The organism is Streptococcus pseudopneumoniae, assembly GCF_001076775.1.
In the GTDB taxonomy this organism is placed as follows: Bacteria; Bacillota; Bacilli; order Lactobacillales; family Streptococcaceae; genus Streptococcus; species Streptococcus pseudopneumoniae_G.
Genome location: NZ_JVGV01000026.1, coordinates 1 through 18,156, shown reverse-complemented (window position 1 = coordinate 18,156; position 18,156 = coordinate 1). Strand labels below are relative to the sequence as shown.

The window sequence follows — 18,156 nt, the reverse complement described above, 5'->3', positions numbered from 1 at the left end:
AAAGAGGAATAAAGAGATGACAAAAAGAATACCTAATTTACAAGTTGCATTAGATCATTCAGACTTGCAAGGAGCGATTAAAGCAGCTGTTTCTGTTGGTCAGGAAGTAGATATTATCGAAGCTGGAACTGTTTGCTTATTACAAGTTGGAAGTGAACTGGTTGAAGTCTTGCGAAGCCTTTTTCCAGATAAGATTATTGTGGCAGACACAAAATGTGCCGATGCTGGTGGAACAGTTGCCAAAAATAATGCCGTTCGTGGTGCCGATTGGATGACTTGTATCTGTTGTGCAACTATCCCTACTATGGAAGCGGCTCTAAAGGCTATCACGGCTGAACGTGGAGACCGAGGCGAAATCCAGATTGAACTTTATGGCGATTGGACTTTTGAACAAGCTCAGCTTTGGCTAGATGCTGGTATCTCACAAGCTATTTATCACCAATCTCGTGATGCACTTCTTGCTGGTGAGACTTGGGGTGAAAAAGACCTTAATAAGGTTAAAAAACTCATCGACATGGGCTTCCGTGTGTCTGTAACAGGTGGTCTAGATGTAGATACTCTCAAACTATTTGAAGGCGTTGATGTCTTTACCTTCATCGCAGGTCGTGGAATTACAGAAGCTGCGGATCCAGCAGGAGCAGCGCGTGCCTTCAAGGATGAAATTAAACGAATTTGGGGGTAAACCATGGTACGTCCAATTGGAATTTATGAAAAGGCAACCCCGATACACTTTACTTGGCTAGAACGTTTAAATTTTGCAAAGGAGTTAGGCTTTGATTTTGTCGAGATGTCTATTGACGAACGTGACGAGCGTTTAGCAAGACTTGACTGGAGTAAGGAAGAACGCTTGGAAGTTGTCAAAGCAATCTATGAAACTGGTGTTCGTATTCCTTCTATTTGTTTTTCAGGCCATCGTCGCTACCCATTGGGATCAAGTGATCCAGTTCTAGAGGAAAAATCTCTAGAACTCATGAAAAAATGTATCGAATTAGCTCAAGATTTGGGAGTTCGTACGATTCAACTAGCTGGTTACGATGTTTACTATGAGGAAAAGTCACCCCAGACACGCCAACGTTTTATCAAAAATTTGAGAAAAGCCTGTGACTGGGCTGAAGAAGCTCAGGTGGTACTTGCTATTGAAATTATGGATGATCCTTTTATCAATAGTATCGAAAAATACTTGGCTGTAGAAAAGGATATTGACTCTCCCTACCTTTTTGTATATCCAGATATTGGTAATGTGTCTGCATGGCATAATGATGTCTACAGTGAATTTTATCTTGGGCATCATGCCATCGCAGCTCTCCATCTCAAGGATACTTATGCAGTGACAGAAAATTCAAAGGGCCAGTTCCGAGATGTACCTTTTGGGCAAGGTTGTGTCAAATGGGAAGAAGCTTTCGATATTTTAAAACAAACCAATTATAATGGACCTTTCCTAATCGAAATGTGGTCTGAAAATTGTGAAACTGTAGAAGAAACCCGCGCAGCCATTCAAGAGGCCCAAGCTTTTCTCTACCCACTAATTAAGAAAGCAGGTTTGATGTAAGATGAATCAAGTAATAAACGATATGCGTAAACGAGTCTGTAATGCCAATCAATCATTACCAAAACATGGACTTGTTAAATTTACCTGGGGAAATGTATCGGAAGTCAATCGCGAACTCGGTGTCATTGTTATCAAACCATCAGGCGTGGATTATGACGAATTGACACCTGAAAACATGGTGGTGACGGACTTGGATGGCCAAGTTCTAGAAGGAGATTTAAGACCATCTTCTGATCTTCCAACTCATGTGCAGTTATATAAGGCTTGGTCAGAAATTGGTAGTGTAGTCCACACTCATTCGACAGAAGCTGTTGGTTGGGCTCAGGCAGGTCGTGATATTCCTTTCTACGGAACAACCCATGCAGACTATTTCTACGGTTCAATCCCTTGCGCCCGTAGTTTGACCAAGGACGAAGTAGAAGTGGCCTATGAAAAAGATACTGGCCTGGTTATCGTAGAAGAGTTTGAACGTCGCGGACTTAACCCGGTTGAAGTACCAGGAATTGTTGTACGCAATCACGGTCCATTCACCTGGGGCAAAAATCCAGAGAATGCTGTTTATCACTCTGTCGTACTAGAGGAAGTATCAAAGATGAATCGCTTTACAGAACAAATCAATCCAAGAGTTGAACCTGCTCCCCAGTACATTCTAGAAAAACACTACCAACGTAAGCATGGACCAAATGCTTATTATGGTCAAAAGAAATAAGAAATTGAATTGAAAAGAGGCTAGGACCTTTCGATCCAAGCCTCGCTTTTGTAATTGTAAGTATTCGTTATTAAGAGACTACTGTTGATAATTGAAATGCGTTAGTGAATGTGATACTATTATAAAGTTGTTTTCAAGGCAGTTGATTGATAGAGGAGTATGAAATATGGTACTGGATAAGGCAAGTTGTGATTTGCTTCAATATTTGATGGATCAAGAAACGTCCAAAACGATTATGGCGATTTCGAAAGATTTGAAAGAGTCAAGAAGGAAAATTTATTATCACATTGACAAAATCAATGCTGCTCTGGGTGACGAGGCGCTTCACATCATTAGTATTCCACGAATTGGTATTCACTTAACGGAAGAGCAGAGAGATGCTTGTTGTGAACTATTATCGGAAGTAGATTCGTACGATTATATCATGAGTGCTCATGAACGTATGATGATAATGTTACTATGGATAGGTATTTCTAAAGAACGTATTACGATTGAAAAATTGATGGAGTTAACAGAGGTATCTAGGAATACTGTTCTCAATGATTTGAATAGTATTCGTTATCAACTAACTTTGGAACAATATCAGGTGACCTTGCAAGTGAGCAAGTCACAGGGATACCACCTTCATGCCCACCCTCTTAATAAAATTCAGTATCTTCAATCGCTTCTATATCATATTTTTATGGAAGAGAATGCCACTTTTGTATCTATTTTAGAAGATAAGATGAAAGAGAGGTTAAAAGAGAGGTTAGATGATGAGTGTTTGCTTTCTGTTGAAATGAACCAATTTTTTAAGGAACAGGTTCCTTTAGTTGAACAAGATTTAGGGAAGAAAATAAACCATCATGAAGTAACTTTTATGTTGCAGGTTCTACCTTATTTGCTGTTAAGCTGTTATAATGTTGAACAGTATCAAGAAAGACATCAGGATATAGAGAAAGAATTTTCTTTGATAAGAAAAAGAATAGAGTATCAGGTATCTAAGAAATTAGGAGAGCGGTTGTTTCAAAAGTTTAAAATTTCTTTGTCAGAACTTGAAGTTTCTCTTGTAGCTGTTCTTCTCCTCTCCTATCGTAAAGATTTGGATATTCATGCAGAAAGTGATGATTTTCGGCAATTAAAACTTGCTTTAGAAGAATTTATCTGGTATTTTGAATCACAAATCCGAATGGAGATTGAGAACAAGGATGATTTGTTAAGAAATTTGATGATCCACTGTAAAGCCTTGTTATTTAGAAAGACTTACGGTATTTTTTCTAAAAATCCTCTAACAAAACAAATTCGATCCAAGTATGGAGAATTATTTTTAGTCACTAGAAAATCTGCGGAAATTTTAGAAGGAGCATGGTTTATTCGGCTAACAGACGATGATATTGCCTATTTGACGATTCATATTGGAGGATTTTTAAAGTATACACCATCGTCTCAAAAAAATATGAAAAAAGTTTATCTTGTTTGTGATGAAGGTGTTGCGGTTTCGAGACTTTTGCTGAAACAATGCAAACTTTATTTTCCAAATGAGCAAATTGGCACTGTATTTACAACAGAACAATTTAAGAGTGTGGAAGATATTGCACAAGTTGATGTAGTGATTACTACTAATGATGATTTGGATAGCAGATTTCCGATTTTAAGGGTTAATCCTATCCTTGAAGCAGAAGATATTTTGAAAATGCTCGACTATCTTAAACACAATATATTTCGTAATGAGAGCAAAAGTTTCAGTGAAAATCTTTCTAGTCTTATTTCGTCTTATATTGTAGACAGCAAGTTGGCTAGTAAGTTCCAAGAAGAGGTTCAAACACTTATAAATCAAGAAATAGTAGTTCAAGCTTTTTTGGAAGATATTTGAAGGACAGTCCAATGATGAACACAAACCTGTGTTTTTCTTGGTCTTTTTTAGTGTTTTGAAGGGTGGTATACTAGTTTCAAAGATAACAATTATATCCAAAGGAGGCAACATATGCCAAACGTCAAAGAAATTACAAGAGAGTCATGGATTTTAGCTACTTTCCCAGAGTGGGGAACATGGTTGAACGAAGAAATCGAAGAAGAAGTCGTACCTGAAGGCAACTTTGCCATGTGGTGGCTAGGCAACTGTGGTACTTGGATTAAGACACCAGGTGGTGCTAACGTTGTCATGGACCTTTGGTCAAACCGTGGAAAATCAACCAAAAAAGTGAAAGATATGGTTCGTGGGCACCAAATGGCAAATATGGCAGGTGTTCGTAAGTTGCAACCAAACTTGCGTGTTCAGCCAATGGTTATCGATCCATTTGCTATCAACGAACTAGACTATTACTTAGTTTCACACTTCCATAGTGATCATATCGACCAATACACAGCTGCAGCAATTCTCAACAATCCTAAGTTAGAGCATGTTAAGTTTATCGGTCCTTACCACTGTGGACGAATCTGGGAAGGATGGGGTGTTCCAAAAGAACGTATCATCGTTGTTAAACCAGGTGACACTATCGAATTAAAAGATATGAAGATTCATGCAGTAGAATCATTTGACCGTACTTGCTTGGTAACTCTCCCAGTGAACGGTGCTGATGAGACAGGCGGTGAACTTGCTGGCTTAGCTGTTACAGATGAAGAAATGGCTCAAAAGGCTGTTAACTATATCTTTGAAACACCAGGTGGAACCATCTATCATGGTGCAGATTCTCACTTCTCAAACTATTTTGCAAAACATGGTAAAGACTTTAAAATTGATGTTGCTTTGAATAACTATGGTGAAAATCCGGTAGGTATCCAAGATAAAATGACATCTATCGACCTTCTTCGTATGGCAGAAAATCTGCGTACCAAAGTCATTATCCCAGTTCACTATGATATCTGGTCTAACTTCATGGCTTCTACTAATGAGATTCTAGAACTTTGGAAAATGAGAAAAGATCGCTTGCAATACGATTTCCATCCATTTATCTGGGAAGTTGGCGGTAAGTACACTTATCCTCAAGATCAACACTTAGTAGAATACCATCATCCACGTGGTTTTGATGATTGTTTTGAACAAGACTCTAACATTCAATTTAAAGCTTTGCTATAATATAAAAATATTCTTTGGAGGTTATCCGTATGTTGCATGATACGGATAATTTTCATATAATAGTAGAATAGAATGTGTGATCTAATAATCACCTCAAATAGAAAGGAAATTCTATGTCAAATCTATCTGTTAATGCAATTCGTTTCCTAGGTATTGACGCTATCAACAAAGCCAACTCAGGTCACCCAGGTGTGGTCATGGGAGCAGCTCCGATGGCTTACAGCCTCTTTACAAAACAACTTCGTATCAATCCAGCTCAACCAAACTGGATTAACCGCGACCGTTTTATTCTTTCAGCTGGTCATGGTTCAATGCTTCTATATGCCCTTCTTCACCTTTCTGGTTTTGAAGATGTCAGCATGGATGAGATCAAGAGCTTCCGCCAATGGGGTTCAAAAACACCAGGTCATCCAGAATTTGGCTATACAGCAGGAATTGATGCTACAACAGGTCCTCTAGGACAAGGGATTTCAACTGCCACTGGTTTTGCCCAAGCAGAACGTTTCTTGGCAGCCAAATATAACCGTGAAGGCTACAATATCTTTGACCACTATACTTATGTTATCTGTGGAGATGGAGACTTGATGGAAGGTGTCTCAAGCGAGGCGGCTTCATACGCAGGCTTGCAAAAACTAGACAAATTGGTTGTTCTTTATGATTCAAATGACATCAACTTGGATGGTGAGACAAAGGATTCCTTTACAGAAAGTGTTCGTGACCGTTACAATGCCTACGGTTGGCATACTGCCTTGGTTGAAGATGGAACAGACTTGGAAGCTATCCACGCTGCTATCGAAACGGCTAAAGCTTCAGGCAAACCATCTTTGATTGAAGTGAAGACGGTTATTGGATATGGTTCTCCAAACAAACAAGGAACTAATGCTGTACACGGTGCTCCTCTTGGAGCAGATGAAACTGCGGCAACTCGCCAAGCGCTTGGTTGGGACTATGAACCATTTGAAATTCCAGAGCAAGTTTATGCTGATTTCAAGGAAAATGTTGCAGACCGTGGCGCATCAGCTTATCAAACTTGGACAAAGCTAGTTGCTGATTATAAAGAAGCTCACCCAGAATTGGCTGCAGAAGTAGAAGCCATCATCGACGGACGTGATCCAGTTGAAGTGACTCCAGCAGACTTCCCAGCATTAGAAAATGGCTTCTCTCAAGCAACTCGTAACTCGAGTCAGGATGCCTTAAACGTTGTAGCGGCTAAGTTGCCAACCTTCTTAGGAGGTTCAGCTGACCTTGCTCACTCAAACATGACTTATATCAAAACTGACGGACTTCAAGACGATGCCAATCGCTTGAACCGTAACATTCAGTTTGGTGTTCGTGAATTTGCAATGGGAACGATCTTGAACGGGATGGCCCTTCATGGTGGACTTCGTGTATATGGTGGAACTTTCTTTGTCTTCTCTGACTATGTGAAGGCAGCTGTCCGCTTGTCAGCCTTACAAGGACTTCCTGTGACTTATGTCTTTACCCACGATTCTATTGCGGTAGGGGAAGATGGCCCAACTCACGAACCAGTTGAGCACTTAGCAGGTCTTCGTGCCATGCCAAATCTGAATGTTTTCCGTCCAGCAGATGCGCGTGAAACGCAAGCAGCTTGGTACCTTGCAGTGACAAGTGAGAAAACACCAACCGCCCTTGTCTTGACCCGTCAAAACTTGACTGTTGAAGAAGGAACAGACTTTGATAAAGTTGCTAAAGGTGCTTATGTTGTCTATGAAAATGCAGCCGACTTTGATACCATCTTGATTGCAACAGGATCAGAGGTTAATCTTGCTGTCTCAGCTGCCAAAGAATTGGCTAGTCAAGGCGCAAAAGTCCGCGTAGTCAGCATGCCATCTACAGATGTCTTTGATAAACAAGATGCAGCATACAAGGAAGAAATTCTTCCAAATGCAGTTCGCCGTCGTGTTGCAGTTGAAATGGGTGCAACTCAAAACTGGTACAAATACGTTGGTCTTGATGGCGCCGTTCTCGGTATTGATACCTTCGGAGCCTCTGCACCAGCACCAAAAGTATTGGCAGAATATGGCTTTACAGTTGAAAATCTTGTAAAAGTCGTTCAAAACTTGAAATAATTCTAAAAATCAGGGCGCAAGCTCTGGTTTTTCTTGTTAGAAAAGCAAGGTACAATCTTGTAAAAGTAGCTGAAATTTGATATAGTAGTCCTATGTAAAAGACAAAGGAGAAGAAAATGAATCCAAATTATACATTTTTTATTATGCTTGTAGCGATGTTGGGCTTGATGTTCTTTATGCAACGCTCTCAAAAGAAACAAGCACAAAAGCGTATGGAAAGCTTGAATAAATTACAAAAAGGCTATGAAGTGATTACAATCGGTGGCCTTTATGGAACAGTAGATGAAGTAGATACAGAAAAGAAAACAATTGTTCTTGATGTAGATGGGGTTTACTTGACTTTTGAACTAGCCGCTATCAAGACAGTATTACCGCTGAAAGAAACAGCTTCACTCGAAGGTGCAATTGAAAAATAAGACGGGATTACTAACTCCCGTTTTTCTATAAAAGAAAGGAAATGGGATGAAAAAACTAGCCTTTGTCTGTCTGGGGAATATTTGCCGTAGTCCTATGGCTGAGTTTGTTATGAAATCAATGACAGATAATTATGAAATCCAAAGTCGAGCGACTTCTTCTTGGGAACATGGCAATCCGATTCATAAGGGAACTCAAGGGATTTTTCAACAGTATGAGATTCCTTACGACAAAGCCAAAACATCGCTTCAGATTAGTAAGGAAGATTTTGAATCCTTTGATTATATTATCGGAATGGACGTTTCAAATGTTTCTGACTTACGTCAGATGTGTCCAGCAGACTGTAAAGATAAGATTTACTCATTCGCATCTGAAAGTGTCCCAGATCCTTGGTATACAGGTGATTTTGAGGAAACTTATCAGCGTGTTCAAGAGGGATGTCAAGCTTGGTTAGAACGTTTAGAAAAGGAGAGTGAAGGTGGAAAATCTTAAGAATTTTTACGAAAAGTATCGAGTGTATCTGACTCGTCCACGTTTAGAGCTTTTAGCAGTAGTTGCCATTGTTTTCTGTGCTGTACTCGTCTTTTTTCTAAATATTCCCGGAAAAGGTGTCTTAAAACTCGATAATGGAACGATTGTTTACGATGGCAGTCTTGTACGTGGTAAAATGAATGGACAAGGTACCATTACCTTCCAAAATGGAGACCAGTATACTGGTGGTTTCAACAATGGAGCTTTCAACGGAAAAGGTACCTTTCAATCTAAAGAAGGCTGGACCTACGAAGGTGATTTTGTAAATGGTCAGGCTGAAGGAAAAGGGAAACTAACAACAGAACAAGAAGTCGTTTATGAAGGGACTTTTAAACAAGGCGTTTTTCAACAAAAATAAAGCCTCCTTATCAAAGGAGGTATTGTTAGAATCTCAAAGTAAGCGCTTACCTGTAAATTCCTTTCTTTCCAAGCTCCCCTTCCAAGTAAGTTTGTGAAATAAAAAAATATTTGAAATAAATTTCACAAACTTTAAAGAAAAAACTTGATAAGTAAAGAAAATGAGAAAAAATTCACAAACAATAAAAAATTCTTTGTGAAATGTTTATGAAACTGTTTACAAAGTTAAAATAATGCGTTATAATAAACTTGTGAAAAAATTAACAAAGGATATCAATCCTTGAAAGCTATGGAGGAAAATATGGCTGATAAAAAAACTGTGACACCAGAGGAAAAGAAACTCGCTGCTGAAAAGCATGTCGATGGCTTGGTGCAAAAAGCTTTAGTTGCTCTTGAAGAAATGCGTAAACTCGACCAAGATCAGGTCGACTACATCGTAGCTAAAGCGTCAGTGGCAGCTTTGGATGCCCACGGAGAATTGGCTTTACATGCCTTTGAAGAAACAGGACGTGGTGTATTTGAAGATAAAGCAACTAAGAACTTGTTTGCTTGTGAACACGTAGTAAACAACATGCGTCACACTAAAACAGTTGGCGTTATCGAAGAAGACGATGTAACAGGTTTAACTCTTATTGCTGAACCAGTTGGTGTTGTTTGTGGTATCACTCCAACAACTAACCCTACCTCGACAGCAATCTTTAAGGCATTGATTTCATTGAAGACACGTAATCCAATCGTCTTTGCCTTCCACCCATCAGCTCAAGAATCATCAGCTCACGCAGCTCAAATTGTTCGTGATGCTGCGATTAAAGCAGGAGCTCCTGAAAACTGTGTACAGTGGATCACTGAACCATCTATGGAAGCAACTAGTGCCCTTATGAACCACGAAGGTATTGCAACAATCCTTGCAACAGGTGGTAATGCCATGGTTAAAGCGGCGTACTCTTGTGGTAAACCAGCTCTTGGGGTAGGTGCCGGGAACGTTCCAGCTTATGTTGAAAAATCAGCTAACATTCGCCAAGCTGCACACGATATCGTCATGTCTAAATCGTTTGACAACGGTATGGTCTGTGCATCTGAACAAGCGGTTATTATTGATAAAGAAATTTATGATGAATTTGTAGCAGAGTTCAAATCTTATCACACTTACTTTGTAAACAAAAAAGAAAAAGCTCTTCTTGAAGAGTTCTGCTTCGGCGTAAAAGCAAACAGCAAAAACTGTGCTGGTGCAAAATTGAACGCTGACATCGTTGGTAAACCAGCAACTTGGATTGCAGAACAAGCAGGATTTACAGTTCCAGAAGGAACAAACATTCTTGCTGCTGAATGTAAAGAAGTTGGTGAAAATGAGCCATTGACTCGTGAAAAATTGTCACCAGTTATCGCAGTTTTGAAATCTGAAAGCCGTGAAGATGGTATTAATAAAGCTCGTCAAATGGTGGAATTTAACGGTCTTGGACACTCAGCAGCTATCCACACAGCTGACGAAGAATTGACTAAAGAATTTGGTAAAGCTGTTAAAGCTATTCGTGTTATCTGTAACTCACCTTCTACTTTCGGTGGTATCGGGGACGTTTACAATGCCTTCTTGCCATCATTGACACTTGGATGTGGTTCTTACGGACGCAACTCAGTTGGGGATAACGTTAGTGCCATTAACCTCTTGAATATCAAAAAAGTCGGAAGACGGAGAAATAACATGCAATGGATGAAACTTCCTTCAAAAACATACTTTGAACGTGATTCAATTCAATACCTTCAAAAATGTCGTGACGTTGAACGTGTCATGATCGTTACTGACCATGCCATGGTAGAGCTTGGCTTCCTTGATCGTATCATCGAACAACTTGACCTTCGTCGCAATAAGGTTGTTTACCAAATCTTTGCTGATGTAGAACCAGATCCAGATATCACAACTGTAAACCGTGGTACTGAGATTATGCGTGCCTTCAAACCAGATACAATCATCGCTCTCGGTGGTGGATCTCCAATGGATGCTGCTAAAGTAATGTGGCTCTTCTACGAACAACCAGAAGTGGACTTCCGTGACCTTGTCCAAAAATTCATGGATATCCGTAAACGTGCCTTCAAATTCCCATTACTTGGTAAGAAGACTAAATTTATCGCGATCCCAACTACATCTGGTACAGGATCTGAAGTAACTCCATTTGCCGTTATCTCTGATAAAGCAAACAACCGCAAATACCCAATCGCTGACTACTCATTGACACCAACTGTGGCAATCGTAGACCCTGCCTTGGTATTGACAGTTCCTGGATTTGTTGCTGCGGATACTGGTATGGACGTATTGACTCACGCGACTGAAGCTTACGTATCACAAATGGCTAGCGACTACACTGACGGTCTTGCACTTCAAGCAATCAAACTTGTATTCGAAAATCTTGAAAGCTCAGTTAAAAATGCAGACTTCCACTCACGTGAGAAAATGCATAATGCTTCAACAATCGCTGGTATGGCCTTTGCCAATGCCTTCCTAGGTATTTCTCACTCAATGGCCCATAAGATTGGTGCGCAATTCCACACAATCCACGGTCGTACTAATGCAATTTTGCTTCCATACGTCATCCGCTACAACGGTACACGTCCAGCTAAGACAGCAACATGGCCTAAGTACAACTACTACCGTGCAGATGAGAAGTACCAAGATATCGCTCGTATGCTTGGACTTCCAGCTTCTACTCCAGAAGAAGGTGTGGAATCTTACGCAAAAGCTGTCTATGAACTTGGTGAGCGCGTAGGTATCCAAATGAACTTCAAAGCACAAGGTATCGACGAAAAAGAATGGAAAGAACATTCACGTGAATTAGCCTTCCTTGCTTACGAAGACCAATGTTCACCAGCTAACCCACGCCTTCCAATGGTTGACCATATGCAAGAAATCATCGAAGATTCTTACTATGGCTACAAAGAAAGACCAGGACGCCGTAAATAATTGTTATCAGCCTAGAGGCAGGAATTTCCTGTCTCTTTTTTGTAAAATTGAAAGATTGAAAATAATTTTTAGCTTTTCTATTTTCACTTTTCATTTTAAAAGGAAACCGGTAAATGACTAGGTAGACAAAGAAAGACAGCAGTATAGGCTTTCAAAGGAGAAAGAAAAATAAGTGAGGTGTAGACAAAAAACAACGCCCGTACTTGCAATTCAACTCAAATAGTTATATAATAGGTTTGTTGAAAGGTGATTTGTAGTGATTCAAGTTACTCTTTTCACAATAAAAATTTCATGATTTTCATAAGGAGGAAATCACTAATGGTAGTTAAAGTTGGTATTAACGGTTTCGGACGTATCGGTCGTCTTGCTTTCCGCCGTATCCAAAACGTAGAAGGTGTTGAAGTTACTCGCATCAACGACCTTACAGATCCAGTTATGCTTGCACACTTGTTGAAATATGACACAACTCAAGGTCGTTTCGACGGAACTGTGGAAGTTAGAGAAGGTGGATTTGAAGTTAACGGTAAATTCATCCGTGTTTCTGCTGAACGTGATCCAGAACAAATCGACTGGGCTAACGACGGTGTAGAAATCGTTCTTGAAGCTACTGGTTTCTTTGCTAAGAAAGCAGCTGCTGAAAAACACTTGCACCCAGGTGGAGCTAAGAAAGTTGTTATTACTGCTCCTGGTGGAAACGACGTTAAAACAGTTGTATTCAACACTAACCACGATGTTCTTGATGGTACTGAAACAGTTATCTCAGGTGCTTCATGTACTACAAACTGCTTGGCTCCTATGGCTAAAGCTCTTCAAGACAACTTTGGTGTTGTTGAAGGATTGATGACTACTATCCACGCTTACACTGGTGACCAAATGATCCTTGACGGACCACACCGTGGTGGTGACCTTCGCCGTGCTCGCGCTGGTGCTGCAAACATCGTTCCTAACTCAACTGGTGCTGCAAAAGCTATCGGTCTTGTAATCCCAGAATTGAACGGTAAACTTGACGGATCTGCACAACGCGTTCCAACTCCAACTGGATCAGTTACTGAATTGGTAGCTGTTCTTGAAAAGAACGTTACTGTTGATGAAGTGAACGCAGCTATGAAAGCAGCTTCAAACGAATCATACGGTTACACAGAAGATCCAATCGTATCTTCAGATATCGTAGGGATGTCTTACGGTTCATTGTTTGACGCAACTCAAACTAAAGTTCTTGACGTTGACGGTAAACAATTGGTTAAAGTTGTATCATGGTACGACAACGAAATGTCATACACTGCACAACTTGTTCGTACTCTTGAATACTTCGCAAAAATCGCTAAATAATTCATGAGTCGATAAAAAGCAAGGCCTATTGGTCTTGCTTTTCTTATATGGAAAAATGGATGACACAATCATCCATTCTTTTTTAATTCTCTTTCGAAAGTATCTGAAAGTGCATTGAAGCTTAATTTCTCTAATGTAAGCGGATGGGTAAAGGACAGTCGAAAGGCGTGGAGCATAAGCCGACTTGTTTTTGATTTACTATTATAGAGAGGGTCACCCAGGATAGGAAGATTATGATGCGAAAGGTGCACACGAATCTGATGGGTTCGCCCTGTCTTTAGCTTGCAACGAACCAAGGAAGTTTTGTTTGGAAATTGCTTTAATCTGCTTACATGTGTTTCAGCATATTGTCCATTTTTTGTATCAACTATTCGCTTTCTGCGATCATGGCGATCACGTCCAATTTTGTCTTTGAAAACAAGTTCTTTGCTGTTGATATGTCCGTCGACCTGTGCCCAATATTCCCTAGAAATCTCTTTTTTCTCCAGTAAGCGATTGAGAATAGGCAGGATAAAAGGATTTTTGGCAAAGAGAACCAAACCACTGGTTTCCATGTCCAGACGATGAACGACATAGCAGGTTTGGCCAACATAGGCACTGACATGGTTAAGAAGGGCGATTTCGTTTGGCTGATTACCATGCGTTTTCATCCCCTCTGGTTTGTTGACAATAATCAAGTGTTGATCTTGATAAACCTCTTGAACGAGGTTAGGATTGCCCCAAGGGATTTCTTTTTCGGGATAATCTTCCTTGTCAAAAGTTAACTGGCAAATATCTCCAGGATTTATGATTTCGTTCCAGTGAACTTCATCTTGATTTATCAAAATATGTTTCTTGATTCTCAAAAAATGACGGATTTTTCTAGGGATGAGGAGTTGTTCCTCAAGTAATTGCTTTACCGTCATTTGAGGTAGAGAGTCTGGTAATGTAAATGTGAATTTCATACAGATATTGTAACAAAAAAAGCCCTATTTGGATAGGAAATAGCTAAATTCTTGTCTTCCTATGATGAAGATGATAAAATAAACGCATGAAATTAGATAAATTATTCGAGAAATTTCTTTCTCTTTTTAAAAAAGAAACAAGTGAATCAGAGGATTCTGATTCTACTAGCTTACGTCGCTCTCGTAGTGATCGAAAAAAATTAGCCCAAGTAGGTCCGATTCGAAAATTCTGGCGTCGCTATCATCTAACAAAGATTGTCCTTATACTAGGTTTGAGTGCAGGTTTGCTAGTTGGAACCTATTTGTTTGCTGTAGCCAAGTCAACCAATGTCAATGATTTACAAAATGCCTTGAAAACTCGGACTATCATTTTTGACCGTGAAGAAAAAGAGGCCGGTGCCTTGTCTGGTCAAAAAGGAACTTATGTTGAATTGACTGATATCAGTAAAAATTTGCAGAATGCCGTTATTGCGACAGAAGACCGTTCTTTTTATAAAAATGACGGGATTAACTATGGTCGTTTCTTCTTGGCTATTGTAACTGCTGGTCGTTCAGGTGGTGGTTCTACTATTACCCAACAGCTGGCTAAAAACGCCTATCTGTCGCAGGATCAAACTGTTGAGAGAAAAGCGAAAGAATTTTTCCTTGCCTTAGAATTAACAAAAAAATATAGTAAGGATCAAATTCTAACCATGTACCTTAACAACGCTTATTTTGGAAATGGTGTGTGGGGTGTAGAAGATGCGAGTAAGAAATACTTTGGAGTTTCTGCATCAGAAGTGAGTTTGGATCAAGCTGCGACTCTGGCAGGGATGCTCAAGGGGCCGGAACTGTATAATCCCTTGAATTCCGTAGAAGATTCTACCAATCGGCGCGATACTGTCTTGCAGAATATGGTTGCAGCGGGTTACATTGATAAAAACCAAGAAACCGAAGCTGTTGAAGTTGATATGACTTCGCAATTGCACGATAAGTATGAAGGGAAAATTTCAGATTACCGCTATCCTTCTTATTTTGATGCGGTGGTTAATGAAGCCGTTTCCAAGTATAATCTAACAGAGGAAGAAATTGTCAATAATGGCTACCGCATTTACACAGAGTTGGACCAAAACTACCAAGCAAATATGCAGGTTGTCTATGAAAATACAGCTCTATTTCCTAGGGCAGAGGATGGAACATTTGCTCAATCAGGAAGTGTAGCTCTCGAACCAAAAACAGGGGGAGTTCGTGGAGTTGTCGGTCAAGTTGCTGATAATGATAAAACTGGATTCCGGAATTTCAACTATGCAACTCAATCAAAACGTAGTCCTGGTTCTACAATTAAGCCTTTAGTTGTTTATACGCCAGCAGTTGAAGCAGGCTGGGCTTTGAATAAGCAGTTGGATAACCATACCATGCAGTATGATAGCTATAAGGTTGATAACTATGCAGGGATCAAAACGAGTCGAGAAGTTCCTATGTATCAAGCCTTGGCAGAATCGCTTAATCTGCCTGCTGTTGCCACTGTTAATGATTTGGGCGTCGACAAGGCTTTTGAGGCGGGCGAAAAATTCGGACTCAACATGGAAAAGGTCGATCGTGTTCTTGGCGTCGCCTTGGGAAGTGGTGTTGAAACCAACCCTCTGCAAATGGCTCAAGCATATGCTGCCTTTGCAAATGAAGGTTTAATGCCGGAAGCTCATTTTATTAGTAGAATTGAAAATGCTAGTGGTCAGGTCATTGCGAGCCATAAAAATTCACAAAAACGGGTGATTGATAAGTCTGTAGCTGATAAGATGACCAGTATGATGTTGGGGACATTTACCAACGGTACCGGTATTAGTTCATCTCCTGCAGATTATGTCATGGCAGGAAAAACTGGAACAACTGAAGCTGTTTTCAATCCTGAATACACAAGTGACCAGTGGGTGATTGGTTATACACCGGATGTAGTGATTAGTCACTGGCTTGGTTTCCCGACGACTGATGAAAATCACTATCTAGCTGGCTCTACTTCAAACGGTGCAGCCCATGTCTTTAGAAACATTGCCAATACCATTTTACCTTATACGCCAGGAAGTACCTTCACGGTTGAAAATGCTTATCAGCAAAATGGAATTGCACCAGCCAATACAAGAAATCAAGTGCAGAGTAATGAAACGAATCAGACGGATGATACCCTTTCTGATATTAGAAGTCGTGCGCAAAATCTGGTAGATGAGGCCAGTCGTGCTATCTCGGATGCGAAGATTAAGGAAAAGGCTCAAACGATATGGGATTCGGTAGTCAATCTATTTCGTTAAGATGCTTGTCAAAGCCTATCTTTCTTGTTATAATAGATAAGATGGAGGCGTTATGGCACTAAAAAAAGCAAGCCTAGCTTGTGCGGTTTGTGGTTCGAGAAACTATTCAATCAAGATCAGCGGAAACCCCAAGCCAACACGACTAGAAGTAAATAAATTTTGTAAACATTGTGGTAAGTACACTACACACAGAGAAACGAGATAGGAGAGAGCGATGCGTTTTATTGGAGATATTTTTAGACTTCTTAAAGACACAACATGGCCAACTCGCAAGGAAAGCTGGAGAGATTTTCGTTCTATCATGGAATACACAGCTTTCTTTGTTGTGATTATTTATATTTTTGACAAGTTGATTGTTTCAGGTTTGATTCGATTTATTAACATTTTTTAGAAGACCTGCGGAGTTATTCACGCTAGAAATCTTCTATTATGAAAGGAAGTATCATGGATAGTTTTGATAAAGGATGGTTTGTCTTACAAACCTATTCTGGTTATGAAAATAAGGTAAAAGAAAATCTATTACAACGTGCACAAACCTACAATATGTTGGATAATATTTTACGTGTTGAAATTCCAACACAAACAGTGCAAGTTGAAAAAAATGGAAAGAGAAAAGAAGTAGAAGAGAATCGCTTTCCAGGTTATGTTCTTGTGGAAATGGTGATGACAGATGAAGCTTGGTTTGTTGTTCGAAACACACCAAACGTTACAGGATTCGTTGGATCTCACGGAAATAGATCAAAACCAACTCCATTATTGGAACAAGAAATCCGTGATATCTTGGTTTCTATGGGACAAACTGTACAGGAGTTTGATATCGATGTTGAAGTTGGTCAAACTGTACGTATCATTGATGGAGCTTTTGCAGACTATACTGGTAAGATTACAGAGATTGATAACAATAAAGTGAAGATGATTATCTCTATGTTTGGTAATGACACAGTTGCAGAAGTAAACCTAAACCAAATTGCAGAATTATAACCCCAAGAGAGGCCTGTCCTCTCTTTTTTGTGCAGTTTAGACGGTGTAGGGAACAGAATGGGGAAAATGGGACAAAAGTGTTTCTGAATCTGTTAAACTGTATCTAGAAAGGGGAACGTTATGTTTAAAGAATTGTATAAAGAAGTCCAGGGAATTGTATATAAAAGTAGAAATGAATATTACCTTCATTTATGGGAGCTATCGGATTGGGACCAAGAGGGGATGATTTGCTTACATGAATTGATTAGTAGAGAAGAAGGAATAGTAGAAGACATTCCTCGTTTAAGAAAATATTTCAAAACTAAGTTCCGTAATCGAATTCTAGACTATATCCGTAAGCAAGAAAGTCAAAAACGAAGATATGATAAAGAACCCTATGAAGAAGTAGGTGAGATTAGTCATCGTATCAGTGAGGGAGGTCTGTGTCTAGATGATTATTATCTCTTTCATGAGACACTAAGAGATTATAGAAGTAAACAAAGTAAAGACAAACAAGAAGAGTTAGAACGGGTCCTAAGACATGAACGCTTCCGAGGGCGTCAAAGAGTATTAAAAGACTTACGTATTGTGTTTAAGGAGTTTGATATCCGTACTCGGTAAGAAGCTATGCAAAAAAAAGAAAAAAACAGAAAAAGTTGTTGACAAAAAATAAAAAGCCTGTATAATAGTAAGAGTTGAAAATAACAACTCTGGTCCGTTGGTCAAGGGGTTAAGACACCGCCTTTTCACGGCGGTAACACGGGTTCGAATCCCGTACGGACTATGGTATGTTGCGGATGGAACACTTGATGAAAAAAGATTAAAAAAGTTTCAAAAAAGTGTTGACAAGCGAAAGCACCTGTGATATACTAATATAGTTGTCGCTTGAGAGAAGTGAGTGACAAAGACCTTTGAAAACTGAACAAGACGAACCAATGTGCAGGGCACTACAACTAAGGTTGTAGTACTGAACAATGAAAAAA

17 protein-coding genes and 1 tRNA gene are annotated in these 18,156 nt (G+C 39.7%); 17 read left to right on the top strand and 1 reads right to left on the bottom strand.

From position 1 onward, the window contains the following. The first annotated feature begins 16 nt into the window (after window positions 1-16). From ADJ60_RS07715 to gap, 11 genes are all read left to right on the top strand, one after another. Entirely contained in the window at window positions 17-682 is a 666-nt protein-coding gene (locus ADJ60_RS07715) for a 3-keto-L-gulonate-6-phosphate decarboxylase UlaD (RefSeq protein WP_049544468.1), read from the top strand. Between the two features lie 3 nt (window positions 683-685). Beyond that, complete coding sequence (locus tag ADJ60_RS07710; RefSeq protein WP_000252119.1) at window positions 686-1,549, top strand: L-ribulose-5-phosphate 3-epimerase; 864 nt, start codon at window positions 686-688, stop codon at window positions 1,547-1,549. Window position 1,550: 1 nt separating this feature from the next. Then, window positions 1,551-2,258: an L-ribulose-5-phosphate 4-epimerase gene (locus tag ADJ60_RS07705; RefSeq protein WP_004238502.1), complete on the top strand. Its 708-nt coding sequence runs from the start codon at window positions 1,551-1,553 to the stop codon at window positions 2,256-2,258. 166 nt (window positions 2,259-2,424) lie between these two features. Then, a complete protein-coding gene (locus ADJ60_RS07700; RefSeq protein WP_049544466.1) occupies window positions 2,425-4,110 on the top strand; it encodes a BglG family transcription antiterminator in 1,686 nt (561 codons plus the stop codon). 111 nt (window positions 4,111-4,221) lie between these two features. Next, entirely contained in the window at window positions 4,222-5,313 is a 1,092-nt protein-coding gene (gene ulaG, locus ADJ60_RS07695) for an L-ascorbate 6-phosphate lactonase (RefSeq protein ID WP_049544464.1), read from the top strand. 113 nt (window positions 5,314-5,426) lie between these two features. Beyond that, window positions 5,427-7,403, top strand: coding sequence for a transketolase (gene tkt / locus ADJ60_RS07690; RefSeq protein ID WP_049544462.1), 1,977 nt, complete (start codon window positions 5,427-5,429; stop codon window positions 7,401-7,403). Window positions 7,404-7,519: 116 nt separating this feature from the next. Further along, window positions 7,520-7,819, top strand: a complete 300-nt coding sequence (gene yajC / locus ADJ60_RS07685) for a preprotein translocase subunit YajC (RefSeq protein WP_049544460.1) — start codon at window positions 7,520-7,522, stop codon at window positions 7,817-7,819. Between the two features lie 46 nt (window positions 7,820-7,865). Continuing rightward, entirely contained in the window at window positions 7,866-8,309 is a 444-nt protein-coding gene (locus ADJ60_RS07680) for a low molecular weight protein-tyrosine-phosphatase (protein WP_049544459.1), read from the top strand. Further along, window positions 8,296-8,706: an MORN repeat-containing protein gene (locus ADJ60_RS07675; RefSeq protein WP_000429317.1), complete on the top strand. Its 411-nt coding sequence runs from the start codon at window positions 8,296-8,298 to the stop codon at window positions 8,704-8,706. The genes ADJ60_RS07680 and ADJ60_RS07675 overlap by 14 nt, the downstream gene beginning before the upstream one ends. A 300-nt stretch (window positions 8,707-9,006) precedes the next feature. Next, on the top strand, window positions 9,007-11,658 hold the full coding sequence (adhE, locus tag ADJ60_RS07670; protein WP_049544457.1) for a bifunctional acetaldehyde-CoA/alcohol dehydrogenase: 2,652 nt from the start codon (window positions 9,007-9,009) through the stop codon (window positions 11,656-11,658). A 318-nt stretch (window positions 11,659-11,976) separates the two neighbouring features. Next, window positions 11,977-12,987: a type I glyceraldehyde-3-phosphate dehydrogenase gene (gene gap / locus ADJ60_RS07665; protein WP_049492462.1), complete on the top strand. Its 1,011-nt coding sequence runs from the start codon at window positions 11,977-11,979 to the stop codon at window positions 12,985-12,987. A 68-nt stretch (window positions 12,988-13,055) separates the two neighbouring features. Here gap and ADJ60_RS07660 read toward each other — a convergent pair whose 3' ends face one another. Further along, window positions 13,056-13,931, bottom strand: coding sequence for an RluA family pseudouridine synthase (locus tag ADJ60_RS07660; protein ID WP_080983367.1), 876 nt, complete (start codon window positions 13,929-13,931; stop codon window positions 13,056-13,058). Window positions 13,932-14,017: 86 nt separating this feature from the next. Here ADJ60_RS07660 and pbp2a point away from each other — a divergent pair, with 86 nt between their 5' ends. The 6 genes from pbp2a (at window position 14,018) to ADJ60_RS07630 (ending at window position 17,957) form a co-directional block, all read left to right on the top strand. Further along, a complete protein-coding gene (pbp2a, locus tag ADJ60_RS07655) occupies window positions 14,018-16,213 on the top strand; it encodes a penicillin-binding protein PBP2A (protein WP_049544453.1) in 2,196 nt (731 codons plus the stop codon). A 52-nt stretch (window positions 16,214-16,265) separates the two neighbouring features. Then, on the top strand, window positions 16,266-16,418 hold the full coding sequence (gene rpmG, locus ADJ60_RS07650; RefSeq protein ID WP_001809375.1) for a 50S ribosomal protein L33: 153 nt from the start codon (window positions 16,266-16,268) through the stop codon (window positions 16,416-16,418). A gap of 9 nt (window positions 16,419-16,427) precedes the next feature. Continuing rightward, entirely contained in the window at window positions 16,428-16,604 is a 177-nt protein-coding gene (gene secE / locus ADJ60_RS07645; protein WP_001210990.1) for a preprotein translocase subunit SecE, read from the top strand. Between the two features lie 53 nt (window positions 16,605-16,657). After that, complete coding sequence (gene nusG / locus ADJ60_RS07640) at window positions 16,658-17,194, top strand: transcription termination/antitermination protein NusG (protein WP_000376740.1); 537 nt, start codon at window positions 16,658-16,660, stop codon at window positions 17,192-17,194. A 120-nt stretch (window positions 17,195-17,314) separates the two neighbouring features. Beyond that, a complete protein-coding gene (locus ADJ60_RS07635) occupies window positions 17,315-17,794 on the top strand; it encodes a sigma-70 family RNA polymerase sigma factor (RefSeq protein WP_049544452.1) in 480 nt (159 codons plus the stop codon). A gap of 91 nt (window positions 17,795-17,885) precedes the next feature. Then, a tRNA-Glu gene (locus ADJ60_RS07630) sits at window positions 17,886-17,957 on the top strand. Window positions 17,958-18,156: the final 199 nt, after the last annotated feature.